The organism is Methylophilus sp. Leaf416, from assembly GCF_001424665.1.
In the GTDB taxonomy this organism is placed as follows: domain Bacteria; phylum Pseudomonadota; class Gammaproteobacteria; order Burkholderiales; family Methylophilaceae; genus Methylophilus.
On the sequence record NZ_LMQS01000005.1, the window covers coordinates 71962 to 93941 of the forward strand.

A 21980-nucleotide genomic window follows, 5' to 3' on the forward strand; every position below is an offset into this window, starting at 1 on the left:
GTACTCGAAACCTAGCTGTATAACTTATGCTAGATATTTCAGCGTTCCGTGCTTCTTGCACTAAATCTCGATCGATCAATGATCCCGTGTTCCCTTCATACTAACTTTGCAGATGCTTGATCACCTGAGTCAGTTTTTTGCCGTATTGCGGATCTGTGGCGTAACCCGCACGTTGTAGTTCATGCGCGTAAGCGCTGGCATCGTGCGTGTTATTCATAGCTTTTTCGTAGCGCGGATTTTGTGAAATCAGTTTTGCATAGTCTTTGAAGGCATCACTGTAACTGTCATAGGCGCGGAATTTTTCTACGCGGGTTTCCTTGACGCCATTGATGTACTCGGTAGTGACACTGTTCGCCACTTTGCCTTTCCAGCTGGCATCCGCTTTGATACCGAACAGGTTATGACTATTCACACCGTTGGTGGTCTTGATTTCGTGTTTTCCCCAGCCACTTTCCAGTGCGGCCTGGCCGATCATGAATTTAGCCGGGATACCGGAATCACTACTGGCAGCCTGGGCATGCGGTAACATGCGCTGGATAAATTGCTGGGTTTTGCTGGCGACTTCACTCATGGCCGTCGCTAACGGTGCAGCTTGCGGCAATGTGAAGTTTTTCGCATTTTCCTGCGTTTCTTCCATCAATGGTGGCAGTTCAGGAATGCCGCGCGCCCAGGCGGAATCATTATCGGTACTGGCAGTTTCAGGTTTGGTAGCTTCCCATTGCTGGTAGGCATCACGGATTTTTTGTGCGGCTTGCATCAATACAGCTTTGCCCGAAGCCGTGCCACTAGAGGCCAGATTACTCAAAGATGGATTGCTGGAAGAAAGCCCATTCACCAGATCATTTTTGGTGCCATGCAGTTGTGTTTTGGTTTTTTCAGTGTCTTCGGCCGGCTTGGGGCTGAACTTGCTCAATTGCCTGACCAGTACTTCAGTCAGGCCCATGCCTTTCTGGCTGAGTTGCGTGGTGAGCTGCTGGTCCAGCATGCCCATAAACATTTTGCTCTGTTCATTATCGGTGATGCCATCTTGCGGCACGGTATCGCGCATGCTTTTCAGCATCATGTTCATCAGCACGCCTTCAAACTGGCGGGCGACGGCGCGAATGGCTTCCGGTGAGTCACTTTTGGCGTTTTTCAGGCCATTCAGTGCGCTGCCATCTATTGCAAGACTGTTAGGATCGACACGTGGTTGCATGGCAATCTCGCTTAGATAACCTCAAGCTCGGCGTTCAGCGCGCCAGCGGCTTTCATCGCCTGCAAAATCGCCAGCAGGTCTTGCGGTGTGGTGCCAATTGCATTCAGCGCTTTGACCACATCAGCCAGGTTGGCGCCATTATTCAATTTGAGTACTTTGCCAGGTTCCTTATTGATATTGATCTCGGAAATGGCAGTGGATACGGTCTGGCCATTCGAGAACGGGCCAGGCTGTGAAATCACTGGTGAAGTATTGACGACCACAGACAGGTTGCCATGAGAAACAGCGCAGCTATCCAGCGTCACTGCCTTATTCATGACCACGGATCCGGTACGTGCATTCATGATGATCTTGGCTGGTGTTGCGGCCAGTGCCACGTTGATAGTTTCCAGGTTAGCCAGGAAAGAGACACGGCTCATGGTTTCCGGTGGGCGCACCTGGATCACGCGGCCGCTTTCAGCCTGTGCAGTCATCGGCCCAAATTTCTTGTTGATGGCTTCCACCACATTATTGGCAGTGGAGAAATCACTTTCCTTCAGTTCGAGTTTGACCAGATCCTGATTCAGCAACGTGTTAGGCAGGGCACGTTCAACCGTGGCACCATCTGAAATACGGCCCACGCTCAGGTGATTGATCTGTGCCGAGCTCCCATTCGCTGCAGCACCCACGCCGCCAACGACCAGGTTACCCTGGCCCATGGCATAAATCTGGCCGTCCGCACCTTTTAATGGTGTCATCAGCAATGTACCGCCACGCAAACTCTTGGCATTCCCCATGGAGGACACAGTGACGTCCAGCGTTTGGCCTGGTTGGGCGAAAGCGGGCAGGGAGCTGGTCACCATCACGGCGGCGACATTTTTCAGTTGCAGGTTGGTACCAGGCGGCAAAGTGATACCCATCTGGTTCATCATGCTGATAATACTTTGTACGGTAAATGGCGTTTGCGTGGTCATATCACCGGTGCCATCCAGGCCTACCACCAAACCGTAACCGATCAACTGGTTGGCGCGTACGCCCTGAATGTTGCTAATGTCCTTGATACGCTCTGCATGCGCTAAAGGCGCTGAAAGCACCAGACCCGATACCAGTATCAGGTTAAGTAGCTGCGTGGCAGTGCGGGTGAATGTGTTAAACAGGCTTGGCATGTTCAACTCTCCTATAACGGGATCATGCTAAGGAAGAAGCGGGAGAAGATGGAGAACGCTTCGGCAGCATCAATCTTGCTGCTGGAGCGATACTCAACACGTGTGTCTGCCACTTTGGTAGAAAGTACTTCATTGCCGATGGTAATGGTGTCCGGGTTAACCACTCCGGAAAACCTGACGTATTCGGTACCTTTGTCAAAGCCGATTTGTTTTTCGCCGCTGATGACCAGGTAGCCATTAGGTAACACATCGACCACAGTCGCGGTGACAGAGCCGCTGAAAGTGTTGCTGGCATCAGCACTGGCTTTATCTTTAAAGGATAATGCAGAGCCTGCATTAAAGGCTGATTTAGGCACATTATGCCCAAACAGGCCGGTAATGGAAGCGCCCACTGAACCATCTTTGCTCTGGCCGTTGTCAGACGCTTTGTTGGCGGTTGTATTTTCTGTAATACGCACAGTCAGGATATCACCCACATAACGTGGCCTGCGATCTTCAAACAATGGGCGATAGCCTGCGGTATTGAAGATAGCGCCTTCGGTACGCGCATCGGGACGAGCCAAAGTGGAGCGTGGGGTTTCAGGTTTTTGTACGATGGTAGAAGGCGTCACTGAGCAACCGCCAAGGAGCTGGGCGATTGCCAGGCAAAACAATAAGCTGATAAACGTTTTATGCATATGATGCCAACCTTCAAACAAAAATTACATCTGTGACAGTTTTTGCAACATCTGGTCAGAGGTTGTAATGGCCTTGCTGTTAATTTCGTAAGCACGCTGGGTTTGGATCATGCTTACCAGTTCTTCGACAACGTTTACGTTGGATGTTTCAAGGTAGTTCTGTTGTAACAACCCTGCACCGTTGGAACCTGGAGTATTGGTATTAGGGTTACCTGAAGCGGTGGTTTCCACATACAGGTTTTCACCTTTGGATTGCAGGCCGGTCGGGTTGATAAAGGTTGCCAGCTGGATTTGACCGATCTGTGTAGATGCCGTTGAATCCGCCGTTGTGATCGATACCACGCCATCACGGCCAATCGACAATGTTTGTGCATTGGCAGGAATGGTGATTGCCGGCTGAACAGGAAAGCCGCTTGAAGTCACCAGTTGACCCTGGCTATCCATCTGGAAAGAACCATCGCGTGTGTAAGCAGTGCTGCCATCCGGCATCAGGATCTGGAAGAAGCCGTTACCTTGAATGGCGACATCTTTGCTGTTATCTGTTTGCTGCAGGTTACCCTGGGTGAAAATACGCTCGGTGGCTACGGGTTTTACACCTGTACCCAGTTGCAATCCGCTAGGCAGCTGGGTTTGCTGCGAGGACTGTGCACCAGGCTGACGAATGTTCTGGTAGAGCAAGTCTTCGAATACTGCACGTGATTTCTTGAAGCCACTGGTGCTGACGTTAGCCAGGTTGTGTGAAATTACGTCCATTTGCGTTTGTTGCGCATCCAGACCGGTTTTGGAAATCCATAATGAGCGTATCATCGTTTACTCCTTTGGGTGAAAACCCTTGTTCATACCGTCAATAATATGACAGACCTTAGCCATTCAAACTGAAGAGTTGATCGGCTTTTCCAGCGTTGTTTTGCGCGTTTTCCAGCATCTTCATTTGCATTTCAAAACCGCGTGCCAGGCTGATCATATTGACCATGGTTTCGACTACATTGACATTGCTACTTTCGAGCGCGCCGCCAGCCACGGTGACATTGGCGTCAGCAGGTGCTGGCCGGCCATTTTCCGTGACAAATACACCATCGTCAGCACGCTTCATGCTGGCAGGAGGAGGGTTAGTTAGCTTGATCCTGCCGATAATGGTGCTGGGGCTAGGCGTGGTTAAATTGCTCACCGTTGAAATGGTGCCGTCTTTACCAATAGCGATCGCCGAGTCCGGCGGGATGCTAATCGGGCCACCATCACCCATCACATTGAGGCCAGTAGAAGTTTGAAGCTGGCCGTTTTCATTGATTTTCAATGCGCCGTTGCGGGTATAGCCTTCAGAGCCATCGGCACGCTGCACTGCGATCCAGCCTTCGCCGGTGACGGCTACATCCAGGTCACGGCCGGTCTGCTGGATGGCACCGGATTTGTAATCGGTACCTACCGTCGCATCGACGACAAAAGCGCGGGTAGGCAAACCATCGCCGAGTACCGGCACGGCGCGGAAACTGTCTACCTGTGCCTTGAAACCGGTAGTGGTCGCGTTTGCCAGGTTATGGGCAGTCGTGGCCTGTTGCTCTAGAATATGTTTTGCCCCTGTCATTGCAGTGTAAATCAGGCGATCCATACCAGCTCCTTAGTCATTCAATAGTGAAGATTCAGCTTAAAGTCAGTGTGCTACTTATCTCAGGTTGACCAGGGTTTGTAATACCTGGTCCTGGGTCTTGATCGTTTGCGCGTTGGCCTGGTAAATACGTTGTGCAGTGATCATATTTACTAACTCGCCGGTCAGGTCAACGTTGGAGTCTTCCAGCGCAGAAGATTGCAATACACCCATGGTGCTGCTGCCTGGCGAGCCTATCAGTTCAGCTCCAGATTCGTTAGTTGCCTGCCACTGGTTGCCGCCCAGGGATACCAGTCCGTTAGGGTTGGCAAAGTTGGCCAGCACAACGCGGCCCAGTTGTTTGGTTTCGTTATTGGTATAACGGCCCAGGATCACACCGTCATCACCCACTGTGAAGCTGGCAATACGGCCGGAGGTATAACCATCCTGGGTCTGTTTGTTCACGCTGAAGGTTGCGCCATATTGCGTACTGTTGGAATAATCCATCGCGACAGTCACAGGACCGGAACCGGTGGTTGGTGTGAAAGTGATGTTGCCTACTGTTGAAGTAGCGGTGTCATACACACCGGTACCGGAGAAGTTCATTACTGGCACTGGCGCCGGGGTGATGTTGGTACCATCAGCTGTGGTGTAAAGACGCCATGTGTTAGCGGCTGTTTTTACAAAATAGCTCTGGATATTGTGTGCGTTACCCAGGTCGTCATATACCTTGATCGCGGTAGCGTTGGTATAGCTCAGCGGATCTTGTGGGTCAAAAGGCCTGACTGTCTGGTCAATGGCAGGGCTTTCCGAGTTCAGGTTATATTGACCGGTGATTTCGGTAGTCGTGACCGGTTTCAAATCACTGGTATCAATCTGCAACTCAACGGGAGAAGACCCGTTAAGGGCATCAGCAGGATTACCCATCAGGCGCTTGCCATCACTAGTGACGATATAGCCATTCTTATCCATCTGGAACTGGCCGTTACGGGTATATGTCACAGCGCCGTTGTTGCTCAGACGGAAGAAACCACCGCCGTTAATGGCGATATCCAGGGTATTGTTGGTAGCGGTGATATTGCCCTGAGTAAATTGTTGGTTTACGTCCGCCAGTTTAGTACCAATACCGATTTGCGCTGCGCCACTGCCTATCAGTGAAGCGGCGAACATATCCGAAAACTCGGCACGTGATTGCTTGAAGCCAACGGTGTTGGCGTTAGATACGTTATTACCAATCACCTCCAATTGTTTGGAAGCTGCGTTCAAGCCACTTAAACCCTGTTGAAAACTCATGATGTGATCTCCTGGAGAAAGACTAAATTCTGCAAATAAAATTAATAGACAAATTAGAATATTTCGACGACGTCAGAGACTGCGACTGCCGTGTTGTTACTCAAGTTAAGCTTGATGCCGCTGGTGCTGTTGGACACGCTTTGAACTTGCGCCAGGCTTAGTGGAGAGCTGGTGGTTGTGGTATCGCCAATCTTGGCGGTGATTTCATAGGTGTAATTGCCGCTAGGGGCCACTACGCCTTCATTGTTTTTGCCGTCCCAGCTTAAGGCATTCACGCCCACTTCCTGTTTACCAAAGCTGAGGGTGCGTACAATTTGTCCGGCACCATCTTTGATATTCACTGACACGGTATCTGCACCGTTAGGGACGTTGACACCAAAATAGCCGCCGGCTTCAGCATGGGTCAGGTTATTGCCTGACACCAGAACGCTATGGCCTATCATGCTGGTAGCCTGGTACGATTGGCCCAGTTGCACGCTACTGATCAGGCTGCTCATGGTTTCATTCAGTTTGTTGATACCAGTTACGGTGTTCAGTTGCGCCATCTGGCTGGTCACCTGCGCGTTATCCATCGGGTTCAATGGATCCTGGTTTTTCATCTGCGTCACCAGCAGTGTCATAAAGCGGTCTTGCGCTTCATCAACGTTGCTGCCTTTAGAACTGTTTTTCTTGTTGACCGCATCAAGAATGTCCTGCGATACCTGGTTTGTATTGACGGTTGTCATGTTAAAAATCCTTATATAAGGTTATTGACCGATATTGAGTGTCTTGAGCAGCATGGATTTGGCAGCATTCATGGTTTCCACGTTGTTCTGGTAAGCGCGTGAAGCTGAAATCATGTTCACCATTTCTTCCGTGACATTGACGTTAGGCATGGTGAGATAGCCATCGCTGTTGGCCATCGGGTTTTTGGGGTCGTAGACCATTTTGCCTGGCTTGGTATCTTCAATCACACGGTCAACTTGTACCGTGCTGGAGTTGGTGGCAGCATCCTGCACCGCTTTAAATACCACCTGTTTGGCCTGATAAGGCTTGCCGTCTGAGCTGACGACGCTATCCGCGTTGGCCAGGTTACTGGCGACGGTATTCAGCCGCAGAGATTGTGCACTCATCGCAGAACCGGAAATCTTGAATACATTAAATAAAGACATATGCTTGCTCCTTTATTCTTACTGGCCCGTAATGGCCGACAGCATTTTTTTAATCTGGCCAGACATCATGGTCAGGCTGGCTTCATAACGGATGCCGTTATCTACGTAAGCATTACGTTCCACATCCATATCGACTGTGTTGCCATCCACTGACCCTTGCAGCACAGAGCGGAACAGCACGTCGCTGGAACCGGTCAGCCCATTCCCTGCGCTACCCTTCATATGTGCGCCATTGGTTTGTTGTAAAAGTCCGGCCGGTTGTTGGGCAGTGCCTGTGCCTGTATTAGGTTGCAGGGCTGCTTGCATGGCGGACTTGAAATCCAGGTCACGTGCCTTGTATTGCGGGGTATCGGCATTGGCAATATTCGAAGCAAGCAATTCCTGGCGCTGATTGCGCACGCGCAGCGCTGTCTGGTGAAAACTAAACGCAGCATCCAGTTTATTGATCATCGTCTTTTCCTTTCCCGGGCATTCCCCGACAGAAATCTCAAGGTCCTTTAAAGTTTTGCCATCTGCCGTCGTTAACCCTGATAAGCGGGCCTGCTTTCACGCACACATGACTTTTACTAGCTGTGCTTAGTGTACGCGGCGAAGACAATAATCATTCTTGGATTAAGAGGGTGAAATACCCTTTATTTCATCAATCATTTACATCTGTCGTGCGTAGAATGAGACTCCATGAAACCTCGTCTGCTTACCATTTTTGCTGCAGTGATTCCAGGCCTGATCTGGCTTTTTGCTTGCCACGTGCAAGCAGCTGATCGTTTGCCGAATGCTGCGGTTGCCGCTAACCAGCGGCTGGCATTCCCGGCTGCGAGTGATATGCACTCGCGTGTTTATCAGACGGTGATGCAGTATGTGCAAGGTCAGACGCAGGGCTATCCAGGTAAAGTGAATATTGAAATCCAGCCATTGGATAACCGTATCCGTATCGCGGACTGTGACCTGATGGAAGGATTTAACGTGCAGGGCGCACGATTGTGGGGTAAAACCCATATTGGGGTGCGCTGTTTGCAATCAGCAACCAAGCCATGGACGCTATATGTACAAGCGGATGTGCAAGTATGGGGCGAATATGCGGTGATTGGTTTACCGGTCAGCCAGGGTTCACCCGTGCAAGCATCAGATATCGTGATGCAAACCGGTGATATAACCAAGTTACCTGCAGGGATTATTACTGATGTCTCTATGCTGGAAGGTAAAAAAGCATCATTGAATATGCCTTTGGGTACAGTGCTTAGACCAGAGTTGCTCAAAGCAATGCCAGTGATCATGCAGGGACAAATGGTTCAGTTAAACAGCCGTGGTGAAGGATTTGTGATCTCTGCAGATGGAACCGCCATGCAAACTGCCAATGTTGGCCAGGTAGTAGATGTGAAGGTAAGTAATGGCCAGATCATTAAAGGTGTCGCGCAAGCTTCAGGGAAAGTAGATGTACGTTTTTAGTCTGCGCCACAATTTTTAAAGCTAAAAATGCTTGTTGATCATAAACTTGAGATAAAAAGTATATTCAGCGCTAAAGTTCGCTTAAACTATGCCGATAGTACTGTTAACAATTGAGGGTTTTCGACACCCTTACATCCAGACAAACAGAAGCAGAGGTGCGGCATGAATATTTCAGACTCTATTAAAAAACTTGGTACCGTTGATAAACCAGTGCTCGATAAAAGCACTAATAGCAAAAGTAGCGAAAAAACTACCAGCGCTTCCGGCAACCCCAGCACAGATAATGTGACGTTGTCTGCAGCTTCGGTGCAGTTGCAATCACTGGAAGCCGGTTTGGCAAACGGTGAAGTTTTCGACACTAATAAAGTAGATGAAATCAAAGCGGCTATTGCCCGTGGCGATTTCTCGGTAGACACCGCCAAAGTGGCGGATGGTTTGCTGCAAACAGTTAAAGATTTAATAAAACCGAATAAAGGATGATGCTATGAGTCATGCAGATCGAACTTCAGTTCCGGCCATTAGTTTTGAGGCAGATTCCACCCTGGTGGCCGAGTTGGTTAACGATTTGCATAACGAGCAAACGGCATTGATCTCTGCCGACCTGGATATCATTGAGCAAATGGTAGACAAGCGGGTAGGTCTCCTGCAAGCCTTGGGTGAAGCAGCCAACCAACGCTACTCAGCACTTGCGGCGGCAGGATTTGAAGCCAATGAGAATGGGATGTCCAAATGGCTGGAGTTGCTTTCCAGCCCTGCCATCGATGATGCTTGGGTAAATTTCCAGCGGCAATTGGCGCAAGCGAAAGAGCTCAATCGCCTGAATGGTGTGCTGATCAATAAACATTTTCAGCGCAATCAGGAAAAACTGGATGCCCTGCAAGGTAAAGCCGCAAATAACACACAGCTGTACGGCAAAAACGGTCAGGCGCATGGTGGCAATAGTTCACGCGCAAGCTTCTCTGTTTAGTTTAAGATTTCATAAAAAAGCCGAATCGGTATGATTCGGCTTTTTTATTGTTGAGATGGCAGTGTAATTAAATGAAGCCAACGTTAAATAGAATTGGATTAACGCGCACTTTCCAGTATTTCCCAACGCTCCAGCTTTTGCATGACTAATGTTTCAATTTCACTCAGTCTTTCCTGTAGGGTTTTCGCTAGCTCTGGTGTTTGTTTATAAATATCAGGCTGCGCTAATTGTGTTTGAATGTCTGATTGCTCTTGCTCTAACAATTCAATCTCTTCAGGTAAGGTCTCGAGCTCGCGTTGCTCCTTGAAGCTCAAGCTTTTGCGTGTCGTTTCCTTAGGCATGGCTGCTGATGCTGGCGTGGCCGATGCTTTTTGTGTGGCAGCGGGTTTTTGATTGCGATCCTGGCTAAATCTTAACCAGTCATCATATCCACCACCAAATTCCGTCAATTTCCCTTGTCCTTCAAATGCAATCACTTGGGTGACAGTGTTTTCCAGAAAGGCCCGGTCATGGCTCACCAGGAAAAGGGTACCTGTGTAATCCTGTAACAAGTTTTCCAGTAGTTCCAGCGTGTCGATATCCAGGTCATTGGTCGGCTCATCCAGTACAAGGACATTGGCGGGGCGGGCAAAAAGGCGCGCCAATAGTAAACGGTTGCGTTCGCCACCGGAAAGTGATTTCACCGGTGAGCGTGAGCGTTGAGGCGGGAAAAGGAAATCTTCCAGGTAGCTGATGACATGTTTACGCTCATTACCAATTTCGACAAAGTCCGAGCCTGGGCTAATGGTATCGGCCAATGTCGCTTCTTCATCCAGCTGCTCGCGCATCTGGTCAAAATAAGCAACATTCACTTTTGTGCCACGCTGAATGTCGCCGCTATCCGCTTCAATGTCACCTAAAATAAGCTTGAGCAGCGTGGATTTGCCAATGCCGTTCGGGCCCAGCAAACCAATTTTGTCGCCACGTAAAATGCGCGTGCTGAAGCCTTTGATCAATGTTTTATCGCCATATGACTTGTAGACCTGATCAAGCTCTGCCACCAGTTTGCCGCTACGTTCACCCGCATCCAGGTTGAGTTTGACGTCGCCTTGACGCTCACGCCTGGCAGCACGGTCCAGGCGCAGTGCTTCCAGTCTTCTGACGCGTCCTTCATTACGCGTGCGGCGTGCTTTAATGCCCTGACGGATCCAGACTTCTTCCTGTGCCAGAAATTTATCGAATTTGGCAGCATGAGTCTCTTCTACCGCGAGCAGCTCTTCTTTTTTAATTTGATATTGTGAAAAATTACCGACAAAGTCGGTCAGGTTGCCACGATCAAGTTCGGTAATGCGTGTCGCCAGCTTGTCCAGGAAACGGCGGTCATGGGTGATAAACAACACACTACCGTTAAACCCCAGTAACAATTCTTCCAGCCACTCGATGGCTTCGAGGTCCAGATGGTTGGTCGGCTCATCCAGTAATAACACTTCAGGCTCTGCCACTAGTGCACGCCCGAGGGCTACGCGTTTACGCCAGCCGCCTGAAAGCGTGGAGACCAATACATCTGCATCCAGTTTTAAGCGGCTGAGCACGGTTTCAACCCGTGATTGCGCTACCCATCCATTTTGTGCATCCATTTCATGCTGTAATGCCTGCATGCGTTCCATCAGCGCTTCAATATTGGCATCCGGCATGCCCATATCATGCGTGACCTGATGGTAGTCAATAATGGTTTGCTGCAAGCTGCCCAAGCCTTCTGCCACCGCTTCAAAAACTGTGTGCGCATTATCCAGTTCAGGTTCTTGTGGCACATAAACAATGCGTACCCCTGGTGCGCGCCAAACAGTGCCGTCATCCAGTTTGATGGTACCTGCAATGGCTTTGAGAAGACTGGACTTGCCAGCACCATTGCGGCCAATTAAACCGACGCGTTCGCCTGGGTTTAATTGAAATGAAGCCTGGGCAAGCAGGGCGTGATGACCAAATGCTAGGCTAGCATTATCAAGCGTAATATGAGGCATAAAGGGGACTGCAGCAGAGGTTGTTAAATCGATCCGACATTGTAAACGACATCAAACCATAGACTAAGCTTGATGCGTAAATAAAAGCACATGCTCACAGATCAGTCTGACCTGTGAGCATGTAAGTAAAAATCAGTGAATCTGTTGCGAAGGGGAAGGCAGTGTATCCAAGGACAATGTGTCGCCACGCAAGGAAATACTCGGCGCCGGACGCTTGTCAGGCTGGTATTCTTCCACCCAGCGTTGCAAGTCCTGCTTGAGTTGCGATTCAGCTAGATGCGGGCTATTGGTTAACCACTCCAGCAGGTCGGCTAACCAAACGCTATCAGCCGTACGGGCCTGTGCAATGCGCAGTTTTTCGTGGCTGGTCGGCAACGTGTTTTCGTCATCGGCAAGTAATTCCTCATAGAGTTTCTCGCCAGGGCGCAGGCCGGTAAATTCAATGCGGATATCATGCTCTTGCAGGCCAGACAATTTAATCATATCGCGTGCCAGGTCTATAATTTTCACCGGTGTGCCCATATCCAGCACAAATACTTCGCCGCCGTTGCCCATAGTGGCAGCTTGCAGCACTAACTGTGCCGCCTCAGGGATAGACATAAAATATCGGGTGATATCTGGATGGGTAATGGTGATGGGCCCGCCATGCGCAATCTGCTCGCGGAATTTAGGAATCACACTACCACTGCTACCCAGCACATTACCAAAACGCACCGTAATAAAGCGAGTCACGGATTTTTCCTTATGCTGTAATCCCTGACAAATTAATTCTGCAAGACGTTTGCTAGCGCCCATCACATTAGTTGGATTAACCGCTTTGTCAGTTGAAACCAGCACGAAGGTAGGCACCCTGGCCGCCTGACAGGCTGAAGCGATCTGGTAGGTACCATAAGCATTATTCTGTAACGCTTCCACCACATTGAAATGTTCCATCATAGGCACATGTTTATAAGCACCGGCATGCAACACCACATCAGGTTGATGGTTCTGCAACACACGCTGGATGCGTACACGGTTTTTTACATCGGCCACGACATAGACCAGCTCGGTATCGGTAGACCACTGACTGAACTCCTGCTGCAGCGTGTAAAGAGCATATTCGGAAATGTCCAGGCAAATCAATTGTGCAGGTTGAAAGCTCAAAATCTGACGGCAAAGCTCGGAGCCAATCGAACCAGCAGCGCCTGATACCAATACCACTTTATTAGCCAGCATGGTATTCAAGCCATGGCTATCCAATTGCACTACATCGCGTCCTAGCAAATCTTCGACATCAATTTTACGGATTTGCGACAAACTGACGCGGCCACTGATCAGGTCTGACATGGCTGGTAAGGTTAAGACTTCCATGCCTTCGACCTGACGTGCGGCCTCCACTGCAAGACGGCGTTTCTCATGCCGGCTACCAGGCATCGCAATCATGCAATGTAATGAGCCATAGCGCTGAGCAATTTGAGGGATATCCTGCAAGCCACCTTCCACTTTGGTATGCATGATCTCGCGACCCACCAGCTTGCCATTAGGGTCTATCATCGCTACCACTCGCCATTCGGGGCTCTTGCTTAATTCTTTAATCAAATTAAATGAACTGTCTTCTACCCCAATCACAATAACTGGCTTTCCCTGCGCGGCAACGGTGTTAAATAAACGTCTTTCTTTCCATGAGCGATATAGAAAGCGACTGCCGCCCATCATGATCACCAGCAACATCGGGTGTATGAATAAAACTGACCTTGGAATGATGACAGCAGGGTGTGCGATCAAAGCAAAGCTGGCAGTAAGCAGGGCACCAAAGGCGATCGCACGCACGATACGCTTAAGATCCGGCAGGCTGGCAAAGCGCCAAAGGCCGCGGTAAAGCCCAAACGTTTTAAAACAGATGCTGTAAGCTATAAAAATGGCTGGCAGGCTAGCTACAAAAAAACCTATGTACACCGGGGGCACTGCAAAGTTAAAGCGAAATAGAAATGCCACCCACCAGGCCAATGCCAGCGCCAGACCATCATGCAGATAGGCGAGTACAGATAAAAAGCGAGCAGGCAATTTAAGCATTCAAATGGTCATTAGGTGCAATTAATGGGTGATGTTATCACGTCTTAACACTTTGAGTATGGTCAGCAGGATGATTTTGAAATCCAGCCACAGCGATTGATGCGCAAGATAATAAGCATCCAGTGTCACTTTGGCCGGAATAGGTATCTCGTCCCTGCCATTGATCTGTGCCCAGCCGGTGATGCCCGGTTTCAGGGTATGTACCTGGTTTTCAGTGCGCAGGCTGATCAGGTCGTCCTGGTTAAACAAAGCCGGGCGGGGCCCGACGATGGACATATCACCTTTGAGCACACTCCATAACTGCGGCAGCTCATCTAGGCTGGTCTTGCGGATAAAGCTACCGACGGGGGTCAAAAATACATCCGGGTCAGCCTGCTGATTCATTAGATGGGTGGCGATCTGTGGCGTGCCTATGCGCATGGAACGGAACTTAGGCATCAGGAACAACTGGTTTTCCCGACCTACACGCTGGCTCCAGTATAAAGCCGGTCCGGCAGAGCTTAGTTTCACTAACAGGTAAGTGATGGTAATGAACGGCATTAATACTACTATTCCGCACAACGTCAGCAATATATCCAGTAGTCTCTTCAACATGGTCATTCTTTTAATGTGCGCGAAATACCTTCACTAAAGCTGATCTTAGGCTGCCAGCCGAGCAGAGTACGCGCTTTTGAAATATCCACCTGTAACGACCCCATTAACCGCAACGCCAGGCTGGATCTGCCTGTGAGCTTAAACAGCAGCGTCAGAAAACAGACCGGTAAAGGGAACAGCAGGGGACTCTTCCCGCTTAGCTGGCGTATGCTTTTAATTAATGTCGCGGTAGAGACATCTTCACCATCTGCAACCAGAAAAGTCTGGCCCGCAGCCTGGGGGTGCCAGCTGCATAAAACAATAAAATCGGACAGGTTATCCAAGCTGATAAAACTTCTTTTGTTGTCCACAGCGGCAAAAGGCAAAGGTAGTGGCAATAAACACAGTTTGATCAATTGCCTGAAGTTAGCCTTAACTCCAGGGCCGTAAATAAGCGGAGGACGAATGATCACTAGATCCACCTGGTGTGCTGCACAAAATTCTTTTAGCTTGATTTCAGCTTCTAGCTTGGTCTGGCCGTATTCGTCTAACGGTGCTGGTAAATCTGTTTCGGTGTAAGGCCGGGCAGATGACTCGCCGTTGACTTTTACCGAACTGATAAATACAAAACGTTTTATCTTGAGGCGGCTTGCCAACTCAGCGACTTTGAGCGTGTAGTCAATATTGACCTCGGCATAAGCTTGATAAATATCCGCTGCTGTTTCGTGCATCACATGGGCACGCCCCGCTAAATGAATGATACATTCATATGTACCCGGATATGATTCGGGATCAAGCGCTTCGCGTTGTATGGCCTTGAAAACACTGCCATTAGCGTATAAATGTTTAGCTAATGTTTTTCCGACAAAACCACTGGCACCTGTGATCAGCAGTTGCATTATCTGAGCTCTGCTCTACGAAAAAACTGTGGGATGCGCGAAAAGATTTTTCTGGCTATAAAAAAAGGGCCTACTTCAAGACGGTGCAGTTTACATGCATGATAGGCTTCGATATTGCCTTTGATAATTCCCCTGATACTATTATTGGATGCTCCACCAGCGCGCATTCTTACCCAGACTCTCGGGATATAGACTGATTTTAATTGATTGATCTCCAAAAAACGCATGGTCAATTCAAAGTCTGCCTGACGAGGGAAGTCCAGGTTGAAATTACCCCATTGCTCATACACTTCTCGCCGCACAAAAAAGGTAGGGTGCGCAGGCATCCATCCTTTTTTAAATAGTCCTTGCTCAAACGGCCGTGATTGCCAGTAACGTAGAATCCTACTGGTATTTTTGGCATAGACATACACCAGGTCGGCATAACAAACATCTACTGATGGATCAGAAAATACATTCGCTACCTGGCTTAATACGGTGTTATCAATATAAAAGTCGTCCGCATTAAGTGTGCCGACAATATCACCTGTTGCCATAGCAATGCCTTTATTCATGGCATCGTAAATTCCATTATCTGGTTCGGAGACGAATCTTTTCACACTTGACGCAGCGTTCACCATTTCTAGCGTGTCATCTTTTGACCCGCCGTCTATCACGATGTGCTCTACATCTGGATAGTCCTGACTTGCGATTGAGGTGAGGGTGTCCTGGATGGTCTCGGCGCTGTTATAGCATACCGTTATCACTGAAATTTTCATCTGATTTAAATCCCGGGGATACGGTAAAAGCTCAGGAATGAAAGGCTGTTGTTAAATAGGTAAATAGCATGGGTAAGTCTTTTACCTAAACTACCCATAGTCTCAAGTTTAGATATCAACGTGGCCAGTATCTTCAAGTACCGCGCCCTGAAAGAACCGTTTCCAAACTTCAGCTCTTCAAAAGCCGCCAGCTCAAATACCCTTTTTGATTTTACTGACATAGACTTGTTTTCTCCATGCAAGCGATAGCCCGCCACCGGCGTTGAAGATTCCATCCATTGATATTTAAGATAGGCTTGATAAAAAAACACAACATCAAATACAAAGTGGTAATTGGATGGCCACTCTTCAGGGTTGTAAACATGTTTCAGCCAGAATGTTGCTGGCTGGATGATGGCGGTTCTATAGCGCATCCAGTGAAAGCCATCCATAGGATGGTAGCGGTAATTGATCCGCTTTATCTTGTTGCCTTCGGCATTCAGATAGTCGCCGCCGTAAGTAAGAACACTTACTTGAGGGTTTTTTTGGAAATCATGTAGCACTGTGCTGAAAACATCACTATGCAGGAAACAGTCATCTGCATTAAGAAAGCAAAGAATATCCCCGCTGGCATGTGCAAATGCACGTTTGATTGCATCTGCCTGGCCTGTATCAGAGCGGCTGACGAATTTGAACCTAGGGTCTGCCTGGCAGTAGGCTTCTATGATCTCTATCGAACCATCGCTAGAGCCACCATCTGCAATGAGTACTTCGATGTCTTGATGCGATTGTGTAGCGATGCTATCCAGGCATTGCCTGAGAAAACGTGCATAATTAAAAGAGGGGACTGCAATGCTTATCTTCATTGAGGGTTGTCCAAACGCTTATTTACAAACAGCATGTCTGCTTCCAGCATATGACCGGTCTGTTTATCGCGCAGAAGATCCAGCATTTGTATGCATTCGAACCCATGTTCACGCAAAGCCAGCATCACTTCGTCAGCATGCGCACCGTTGGTATAAGACGAAGAAAAGGAAACTTCAGCTAGCACATAGCGGCAATGCCGCAGAAACTCCGCTGAACCTTTTATTACTGCAAGTTCAAAGCCTTGCACATCCAGTTTTAGAAAGGCAGCCTTTGTTATTGGCAAGGCTGTATGAAGGTTGTCTAAGGTGCTACATTCTACAATGACCTTATCATAAGATTCATTTTCGTTCTGCTCCTGCCTGTTCAAGAATGAGTTGTTCACAGGGTTGGCATAACGACGTAGCTCCAGGCTGGCCTGTTCTGCCCCTAATGCGATATTGTGCGGCTGGCCGGGAATGGCATATTTGGTAAAGTTTCGCTTTAGCTGGGAAAAGCTGTCCGGGTCAGGTTCAAAACTATAAATAGGCAGTTGCGGCCAGACACAATGGGCCATAAATGCAAATTGACCCTGATTGGCCCCGATATCCCAGATTGAATCAATGCCAGAGATTATTTGCCTGCGTTTCATCACATGCAAATTAGCCAGCAACCCGAATGACACCATTTCCTTGTGGCAAAAACGCTTCAGCAGCTTGGAGGGGGCAGCTAACATACCCATGTAGCCAGGTAAGAGATTATCTAAGAACATTTAATTTACCAACTCATTAAGGTAAAGGTCACGCAGTTTCTCACTCGAATGAGCCTGCCTGAATTTCTCCACTCCCAACAGCAGTTTTGTATATTCTGCGCTAGCCGGTGAGGGAAGGGACTGAAGCAGCGACTCTATATCGGCGTGATTTGTAGGGGCAATTAATCCGTTACCATATTCAGTGATCTGCCTGCCACACCAGCCGTTTCCGAAGGCAATTACGGGCCTACCTGCACGTGCCGCCAGGTAAAGCATTGCACTTTCCATCCGGGCATCCCAGTGATCGTAAAGCATGAGCAAGTAGTGTTGTTGTTGTGCAATTGCCAGCATTGTATCATCCGCCAGATACTCATTACGGAAGCCACTGAAGCCTTGTAAAAAAGCCATTGCTTCAGCCTCGCTGGCATTGTTAAATGCGCCTGCGACTAAAAGCTCACCTAGTTCAGGCTTGCGTATAAACATGGGTACCAGCCACTCCAGACCTTTACCCCTGCGGATCTGGCCCAGGACGCCGAACTTGACCTGGTCACAAATAGTGGGGGGCGTGATAGGCAGCAGCGGACCAGGCAATTCCAGCGATGACAGATAACGTATGCCATCAGGTGCTACGCTGGTAAACGCCTTGAGCCAGGCAGCCATAAGCTCTTCAGTACGCAGATAGAGTGTCACTTCTTTACGCTGCAGGAAGCGAGTTACAAACCCTGTAACTATACGTGAGCGCAATATACGTTCTGGCCCCATAAGATAGATAAGGCTTAGTCTTTGAGGTTTTAAAACAGCATGAAACAAAGGCCACACAAGGGAGAGTAATACCAGGTGCGCATCAAAAAAAAACACATGCTGAAAGTGTCTTTTCTGTCTGTTCAGTTTTAAAAGCTTAACCAGTGCTTTTAGCGTCCCCTCACGCAGGGACGGAGTAGCCACCTTAAAGCTTTCTACCTCCGCCAGTTCACGCAACTTATTCAATGGTTCTTCAGAGGTGCCATCTTGCGCAGAAACTAAATAGCTAATGCTTGTAGAATTACTTAAAGCTTTAGCCGTATTTAAAATAGATTGAGCGGGGTGACCAACTGCTGTAAACCAGGGCTGTACGATAACAACCTTAGCCATATTATTTGCCTTAAAGGTCTTAGTATTTTAAAACACTGTATTTTACTGTTTTTTTAAGTAAATCGCGGCATCTTCTTAACAACATGAAGAGAGAGATTTTTTCAGGGAAAGAAGGGATATCCATTTGTTGCATATTCAGCAGCTTTAGTTTTTCTTGTAGTGTGCTCATATAAGCCCTATATAAAAACATACTTTGTTTGCTGATCAGATAGCCCTCATATAGCCTGACAATTTTTTTACCAGCCAGCCGTAATGAGTGGAAATGATAAAACACAGGCGCTTGAGTTTGCTTCGCCATATAGAAACTGACATTCCATGGCGCCAAGGTTCTATTTACCTGCGTAAGGATATGCACATGCTCTTCGAATAGCCCTGGCCACTGGTTCAGGTATTTCTGATCACCAAAACGATCTTTCTCTATGCGTGCATAACACCAGTCTATGCATGCATCTTGCCACCAGCGCATCACCTTAAATGCCTCGGGGGTGTTGTTGAAGGTGAGGAACTGCACGCAAAACCTGCCACTAGCTTCCTCCCAGTGCGCATATTCAGGTGCAAATCCATGCTCCGTGATCAATACATCTTTATGGGTTTTCTCAAACTCTTCAAAAAAACAGGTTGGATTGTCATAAAAAAACAGGTCAGCATCCAGATAAGTCACGCGTTTAGCTTCAGGCGCCAGCTGGAATACTATTTCTGGCGTGAATGGGGTCATGGTCCAGCAGTATTCACCTTTGCTTCTGTCTTTTTTAACGGAAAGCAGGCGATCATTCTCAGCTGACTCTAAGGATATAAGCTTGATATTGGAAAGGTTAAGCTCACTAAGTTGTTGCTCAACTTTTTTGTCCATACACACTATCCAAAGTGTGAAATGGGGAGCATGTTTCATCAGGGAGCTATGTAAACATAAGCCTGAAGGCAGAAAGCCGCTGTCAAAAAGGGTGACGTAATGCTCCATGTATAAATTCTTTCAGCTGGGTTAAATACTCTGGGTTTGCTTAGCTAATTCTTCTGAGAATCATTGCTAGTAGGTCCATCAGGTGCAATGGTAACCGATGAAAACAGAGAGCATTTTGGGGTTAAAGGTTATCAGGAAATTCTTTCAAACAAGAAACCTTTAACTTCTCCTAGTTCAAAATCATCATCACAACTAAACTCATAGATGCATTTGTATCCTAACTCTTGCATGAGTTTATCAAACTGACCTTCTGAAAAGAACCAAGCAGGATAACTAGCTTTATAAATGGATTCTGGAACGCTTTGTACAGTTAATCTATCTTTTTCCGATCGAATAAAAGGGGTTCTGTCAATCAAAATGTATTGGAATTTAAACTCTGCAATTTCACTTAATAATTGCCGCGGATTTTCAATGTATGGAAGAACACTTGATAAAAGGATGGCATCTCCTTTGTTACCCCTGACGCCTTCGGCTAAGGTTGAATGGAAAGATAACTGTTTATTTTGTAATTGTTTTTTTCCGTATTCAACATAATGAGACTGCTCAACAATAGACCAGTTCACCTCGTGAATCGTACTCAAGAAATCTCTATGCTGGTAATACAGGCTACCTAACGCACCACCAAAATCAATAATATTAAGTTTGTTATTTTGTTTATTTGCAATAAATAATAAGCAGGCTAATAAAGGCCAGCGATATGCTGGTTCATAAAAACAAACGGAATCTCTTTCATAAGCCGCTTGTCCAGAAATTACTTTTTGCGTGGACTCTTTAACCTTCTCGAAGATATTGTCGCTGTCGTACCCTATGGCTTGATTTTGAGCGTCGCTCCAGTGGGCATAATCACCAATAAACCGAATTCTGTTGCCTCGAAAATGTGCAAGGGCTTTAAGCAGAATAGGTGGACAGAAGAGTTTCAATATTTTTCTTAAAGTCAAAGTCCCAGCTTTCTTTTTATTCTACGTAATATATCCATTGACTTGTTTTTTTGTGCTTTGAAATAGTTTTCAATCAACTTTAAAGCTAGCAAGTCATCCTCAACTGCCACTGGGAAATAATTAATCTTGGTATCCGATAAGTGCGATGTGAAAATTTCAGTATTGCTGCAATGCGTACCACTACCATCATTACCGATATTTTCAACAAGAGATTTCCCAGGATATAGGGTATACATATTGTTTAAGAAAGCGCTGGCATGCCAGCGAATTGCCCAGGAATCATTTTTTCCATCTATTTGATCTTTTAACATTTGAGAATACGGGTAGGTATCATTGAAGTTAAAGCGTTTTAAAAGTTTCTGCCTTTTAAGGCCGTCTAAGAGCTGAACCCCGTCGGAGTTGAATAATCCCCACTTTTCTTTCCAGGTGGCCCAACCCCAGCAATCAGCGCCTCTCAAGAAAAACGTTTCAGGTAAACCTTGAGTCGGATATATGTAACCATGAATACTGGCTACCTTTTCGTTATTCTTATAATGGTTAAGCGCATCGTTCATATATGTTAAAAAGTAAGTAGAAGTGACAATGTCATCTTCCAGAACAATCGCTTTTCCAAATTCATTACATACCTTCGTTACTCCATCAATGATGGAGTTCGCTAGACCATAATTGCGATCCCGCTCGATAATCCTGATCGACTTGAAACCATCGATAGACTTGATAAAGTTTCTTACGCTGTCTACTTTTTTACTCTGTTCTGAAGATCGGGGTCCATCAGAGAAAATAATAAGGTCAGTTTCAGAGGATAGATGATTTGCTTTTAGTGCTTGTATTGTATTTTGAGTATGAAGAAGTCTGTTGTATACAAATAGAGCGATAGGCGCGTATTCCAATTAAGCACTCCTAGAGTCTTCATAGACTATAGTATTGTATGTCCGGAATTTTGCCTGATAATCGACAGACTTCATGTAATGATGAATCGGGAAGTTCAAGTTTTCTATGCTCTCTAGCCCCAGCTGTTCTGTAAGCAGGTATTTAGGTCTGAATCTATTCCAGTCATTCGACATTAAAACATTTAGGTCTAATCCCTCAACATCAACGGACATGAAGTCTATATTCTTATCTTTAGGTACGAACTTTTCAAGCAATTCACTTAAAGAATAAACTTTGATCTGTATCGTTTTTTTGACAAAAAAATCTGTTTTCGCAAGGCGATCATCCACGAGTTCCTTGTCAAAAGTGTTTAATGCTGGCTCATTAAACATATAATAGTCCAGGGTTCCACTGGAGTTATTTACACCGCAATTTAAATTTATATCTCTTGAGCGGTTTTTTTGAAAAGATGCATACATTTCTGGATTGGGTTCTATGTTGATACCTGACCAGCCTTTCTTGTAGAAAGAAAATGTATTGGAAAAGCGGATAGGGTGGTGAGCTCCAATATCTACATAAAAGCCTTCTTTTAATCCGGAAAACAATCTCTGTAATAAGATATCTTCACCTTCCTGACCATAAGAGTTATTCAGGTATTTTATTGAGTCAGGTAGGAACTTTATAAGTTTATGGAGTATTCGCATCAATTTTAAATGTATGAACGTGGAATTGAACAATCGGTCATCTTAGAAGTGCTGAAACTATCGAGAGT

General features: G+C 47.1%; 24 protein-coding genes. 3 read left to right on the plus strand and 21 right to left on the minus strand.

Translation table 11 applies throughout. The features are described 5' to 3' along the window. Window positions 1–100: 100 nt before the first annotated feature. Genes flgJ through flgB form a run of 9 tightly spaced genes read right to left on the minus strand, consistent with a single transcriptional unit; the run spans window position 101 to window position 7493 of the window. The gene (flgJ, locus tag ASG34_RS12485) at window positions 101–1195 is read right to left on the minus strand and encodes a flagellar assembly peptidoglycan hydrolase FlgJ (protein ID WP_055831035.1); all 1095 of its coding nucleotides are present in this window, start codon (window positions 1193–1195) and stop codon (window positions 101–103) included. Window positions 1196–1206: 11 nt separating this feature from the next. Beyond that, entirely contained in the window at window positions 1207–2340 is a 1134-nt protein-coding gene (locus ASG34_RS12490) for a flagellar basal body P-ring protein FlgI (protein ID WP_055831037.1), read from the minus strand. An 11-nt stretch (window positions 2341–2351) separates the two neighbouring features. Beyond that, entirely contained in the window at window positions 2352–3017 is a 666-nt protein-coding gene (locus tag ASG34_RS12495) for a flagellar basal body L-ring protein FlgH (RefSeq protein ID WP_200934481.1), read from the minus strand. Between the two features lie 24 nt (window positions 3018–3041). Then, complete coding sequence (flgG, locus tag ASG34_RS12500; RefSeq protein ID WP_055831039.1) at window positions 3042–3824, minus strand: flagellar basal-body rod protein FlgG; 783 nt, start codon at window positions 3822–3824, stop codon at window positions 3042–3044. A gap of 55 nt (window positions 3825–3879) precedes the next feature. Continuing rightward, on the minus strand, window positions 3880–4623 hold the full coding sequence (gene flgF / locus ASG34_RS12505; RefSeq protein WP_055831041.1) for a flagellar basal-body rod protein FlgF: 744 nt from the start codon (window positions 4621–4623) through the stop codon (window positions 3880–3882). Window positions 4624–4677: 54 nt separating this feature from the next. Beyond that, the gene (gene flgE, locus ASG34_RS12510; RefSeq protein ID WP_055831043.1) at window positions 4678–5892 is read right to left on the minus strand and encodes a flagellar hook protein FlgE; all 1215 of its coding nucleotides are present in this window, start codon (window positions 5890–5892) and stop codon (window positions 4678–4680) included. 53 nt (window positions 5893–5945) lie between these two features. After that, entirely contained in the window at window positions 5946–6617 is a 672-nt protein-coding gene (locus ASG34_RS12515; protein ID WP_055831045.1) for a flagellar hook assembly protein FlgD, read from the minus strand. Window positions 6618–6638: 21 nt separating this feature from the next. After that, the gene (gene flgC / locus ASG34_RS12520; RefSeq protein ID WP_055831046.1) at window positions 6639–7043 is read right to left on the minus strand and encodes a flagellar basal body rod protein FlgC; all 405 of its coding nucleotides are present in this window, start codon (window positions 7041–7043) and stop codon (window positions 6639–6641) included. Between the two features lie 18 nt (window positions 7044–7061). Then, complete coding sequence (gene flgB / locus ASG34_RS12525; RefSeq protein ID WP_055831047.1) at window positions 7062–7493, minus strand: flagellar basal body rod protein FlgB; 432 nt, start codon at window positions 7491–7493, stop codon at window positions 7062–7064. A gap of 228 nt (window positions 7494–7721) precedes the next feature. Between flgB and flgA the strand changes: the two genes are divergently transcribed. The 3 genes from flgA (at window position 7722) to ASG34_RS12540 (ending at window position 9456) form a co-directional block, all read left to right on the plus strand. After that, on the plus strand, window positions 7722–8489 hold the full coding sequence (flgA, locus tag ASG34_RS12530; RefSeq protein ID WP_055831050.1) for a flagellar basal body P-ring formation chaperone FlgA: 768 nt from the start codon (window positions 7722–7724) through the stop codon (window positions 8487–8489). Between the two features lie 162 nt (window positions 8490–8651). Next, window positions 8652–8969 carry a flagellar biosynthesis anti-sigma factor FlgM gene (gene flgM, locus ASG34_RS12535; protein WP_055831052.1) on the plus strand — a complete coding sequence of 106 codons (318 nt, stop codon included), beginning with the start codon at window positions 8652–8654 and terminating at the stop codon, window positions 8967–8969. 4 nt (window positions 8970–8973) lie between these two features. Beyond that, window positions 8974–9456: a flagella synthesis protein FlgN gene (locus ASG34_RS12540; protein WP_055831055.1), complete on the plus strand. Its 483-nt coding sequence runs from the start codon at window positions 8974–8976 to the stop codon at window positions 9454–9456. Between the two features lie 98 nt (window positions 9457–9554). Here the strand turns inward: ASG34_RS12540 and ASG34_RS12545 are convergent, their stop codons facing one another. The 12 genes from ASG34_RS12545 to ASG34_RS12600 form a co-directional block, all read right to left on the minus strand. After that, window positions 9555–11456, minus strand: coding sequence for an ATP-binding cassette domain-containing protein (locus tag ASG34_RS12545; protein ID WP_055831056.1), 1902 nt, complete (start codon window positions 11454–11456; stop codon window positions 9555–9557). A 132-nt stretch (window positions 11457–11588) separates the two neighbouring features. Then, window positions 11589–13508: a polysaccharide biosynthesis protein gene (locus ASG34_RS12550; protein ID WP_055831057.1), complete on the minus strand. Its 1920-nt coding sequence runs from the start codon at window positions 13506–13508 to the stop codon at window positions 11589–11591. A gap of 21 nt (window positions 13509–13529) precedes the next feature. Then, on the minus strand, window positions 13530–14102 hold the full coding sequence (locus ASG34_RS12555; protein ID WP_055831058.1) for a sugar transferase: 573 nt from the start codon (window positions 14100–14102) through the stop codon (window positions 13530–13532). A 2-nt stretch (window positions 14103–14104) separates the two neighbouring features. Further along, window positions 14105–14980 carry an NAD-dependent epimerase/dehydratase family protein gene (locus ASG34_RS12560; protein ID WP_055831060.1) on the minus strand — a complete coding sequence of 292 codons (876 nt, stop codon included), beginning with the start codon at window positions 14978–14980 and terminating at the stop codon, window positions 14105–14107. Continuing rightward, window positions 14980–15738, minus strand: a complete 759-nt coding sequence (locus ASG34_RS12565; RefSeq protein WP_055831062.1) for a glycosyltransferase family 2 protein — start codon at window positions 15736–15738, stop codon at window positions 14980–14982. The genes ASG34_RS12560 and ASG34_RS12565 overlap by 1 nt, the downstream gene beginning before the upstream one ends. Window positions 15739–15743: 5 nt before the next feature. Beyond that, a complete protein-coding gene (locus ASG34_RS12570) occupies window positions 15744–16583 on the minus strand; it encodes a glycosyltransferase (RefSeq protein WP_055831063.1) in 840 nt (279 codons plus the stop codon). After that, a complete protein-coding gene (locus tag ASG34_RS12575; protein ID WP_157256772.1) occupies window positions 16580–17296 on the minus strand; it encodes an FkbM family methyltransferase in 717 nt (238 codons plus the stop codon). The genes ASG34_RS12570 and ASG34_RS12575 overlap by 4 nt, the downstream gene beginning before the upstream one ends. Before the next feature lie 36 nt (window positions 17297–17332). Then, a complete protein-coding gene (locus tag ASG34_RS12580) occupies window positions 17333–18442 on the minus strand; it encodes a glycosyltransferase (protein ID WP_055831067.1) in 1110 nt (369 codons plus the stop codon). A 19-nt stretch (window positions 18443–18461) separates the two neighbouring features. Further along, the gene (locus ASG34_RS12585; protein ID WP_055831069.1) at window positions 18462–19292 is read right to left on the minus strand and encodes a hypothetical protein; all 831 of its coding nucleotides are present in this window, start codon (window positions 19290–19292) and stop codon (window positions 18462–18464) included. 239 nt (window positions 19293–19531) lie between these two features. Beyond that, window positions 19532–20338 (minus strand): methyltransferase, TIGR04325 family, encoded by an 807-nt coding sequence (locus tag ASG34_RS12590; protein WP_055831071.1) that lies wholly within the window; start codon window positions 20336–20338, stop codon window positions 19532–19534. Beyond that, window positions 20335–21228 carry a hypothetical protein gene (locus ASG34_RS12595; protein ID WP_055831073.1) on the minus strand — a complete coding sequence of 298 codons (894 nt, stop codon included), beginning with the start codon at window positions 21226–21228 and terminating at the stop codon, window positions 20335–20337. The genes ASG34_RS12590 and ASG34_RS12595 overlap by 4 nt, the downstream gene beginning before the upstream one ends. Further along, window positions 21229–21912 carry an FkbM family methyltransferase gene (locus tag ASG34_RS12600; RefSeq protein WP_200934480.1) on the minus strand — a complete coding sequence of 228 codons (684 nt, stop codon included), beginning with the start codon at window positions 21910–21912 and terminating at the stop codon, window positions 21229–21231. Window positions 21913–21980: the final 68 nt, after the last annotated feature.

What these genes read in the sequence shown, in the direction of transcription:
- flgJ (WP_055831035.1), bottom strand. Translation starts at nt 1,195, where the DNA reads ATGCAACCACGTGTCGATCCTAACAGTCTTGCAATAGATGGCAGCGCA.
- ASG34_RS12490 (WP_055831037.1), bottom strand. Translation starts at nt 2,340, where the DNA reads ATGCCAAGCCTGTTTAACACATTCACCCGCACTGCCACGCAGCTACTT.
- ASG34_RS12495 (WP_200934481.1), bottom strand. Translation starts at nt 3,017, where the DNA reads ATGCATAAAACGTTTATCAGCTTATTGTTTTGCCTGGCAATCGCCCAG.
- flgG (WP_055831039.1), bottom strand. Translation starts at nt 3,824, where the DNA reads ATGATACGCTCATTATGGATTTCCAAAACCGGTCTGGATGCGCAACAA.
- flgF (WP_055831041.1), bottom strand. Translation starts at nt 4,623, where the DNA reads ATGGATCGCCTGATTTACACTGCAATGACAGGGGCAAAACATATTCTA.
- flgE (WP_055831043.1), bottom strand. Translation starts at nt 5,892, where the DNA reads ATGAGTTTTCAACAGGGTTTAAGTGGCTTGAACGCAGCTTCCAAACAA.
- ASG34_RS12515 (WP_055831045.1), bottom strand. Translation starts at nt 6,617, where the DNA reads ATGACAACCGTCAATACAAACCAGGTATCGCAGGACATTCTTGATGCG.
- flgC (WP_055831046.1), bottom strand. Translation starts at nt 7,043, where the DNA reads ATGTCTTTATTTAATGTATTCAAGATTTCCGGTTCTGCGATGAGTGCA.
- flgB (WP_055831047.1), bottom strand. Translation starts at nt 7,493, where the DNA reads ATGATCAATAAACTGGATGCTGCGTTTAGTTTTCACCAGACAGCGCTG.
- flgA (WP_055831050.1), top strand. Translation starts at nt 7,722, where the DNA reads ATGAAACCTCGTCTGCTTACCATTTTTGCTGCAGTGATTCCAGGCCTG.
- flgM (WP_055831052.1), top strand. Translation starts at nt 8,652, where the DNA reads ATGAATATTTCAGACTCTATTAAAAAACTTGGTACCGTTGATAAACCA.
- ASG34_RS12540 (WP_055831055.1), top strand. Translation starts at nt 8,974, where the DNA reads ATGAGTCATGCAGATCGAACTTCAGTTCCGGCCATTAGTTTTGAGGCA.
- ASG34_RS12545 (WP_055831056.1), bottom strand. Translation starts at nt 11,456, where the DNA reads ATGCCTCATATTACGCTTGATAATGCTAGCCTAGCATTTGGTCATCAC.
- ASG34_RS12550 (WP_055831057.1), bottom strand. Translation starts at nt 13,508, where the DNA reads ATGCTTAAATTGCCTGCTCGCTTTTTATCTGTACTCGCCTATCTGCAT.
- ASG34_RS12555 (WP_055831058.1), bottom strand. Translation starts at nt 14,102, where the DNA reads ATGTTGAAGAGACTACTGGATATATTGCTGACGTTGTGCGGAATAGTA.
- ASG34_RS12560 (WP_055831060.1), bottom strand. Translation starts at nt 14,980, where the DNA reads ATGCAACTGCTGATCACAGGTGCCAGTGGTTTTGTCGGAAAAACATTA.
- ASG34_RS12565 (WP_055831062.1), bottom strand. Translation starts at nt 15,738, where the DNA reads ATGAAAATTTCAGTGATAACGGTATGCTATAACAGCGCCGAGACCATC.
- ASG34_RS12570 (WP_055831063.1), bottom strand. Translation starts at nt 16,583, where the DNA reads ATGAAGATAAGCATTGCAGTCCCCTCTTTTAATTATGCACGTTTTCTC.
- ASG34_RS12575 (WP_157256772.1), bottom strand. Translation starts at nt 17,296, where the DNA reads ATGTTAGCTGCCCCCTCCAAGCTGCTGAAGCGTTTTTGCCACAAGGAA.
- ASG34_RS12580 (WP_055831067.1), bottom strand. Translation starts at nt 18,442, where the DNA reads ATGGCTAAGGTTGTTATCGTACAGCCCTGGTTTACAGCAGTTGGTCAC.
- ASG34_RS12585 (WP_055831069.1), bottom strand. Translation starts at nt 19,292, where the DNA reads ATGGACAAAAAAGTTGAGCAACAACTTAGTGAGCTTAACCTTTCCAAT.
- ASG34_RS12600 (WP_200934480.1), bottom strand. Translation starts at nt 21,912, where the DNA reads ATGCGAATACTCCATAAACTTATAAAGTTCCTACCTGACTCAATAAAA.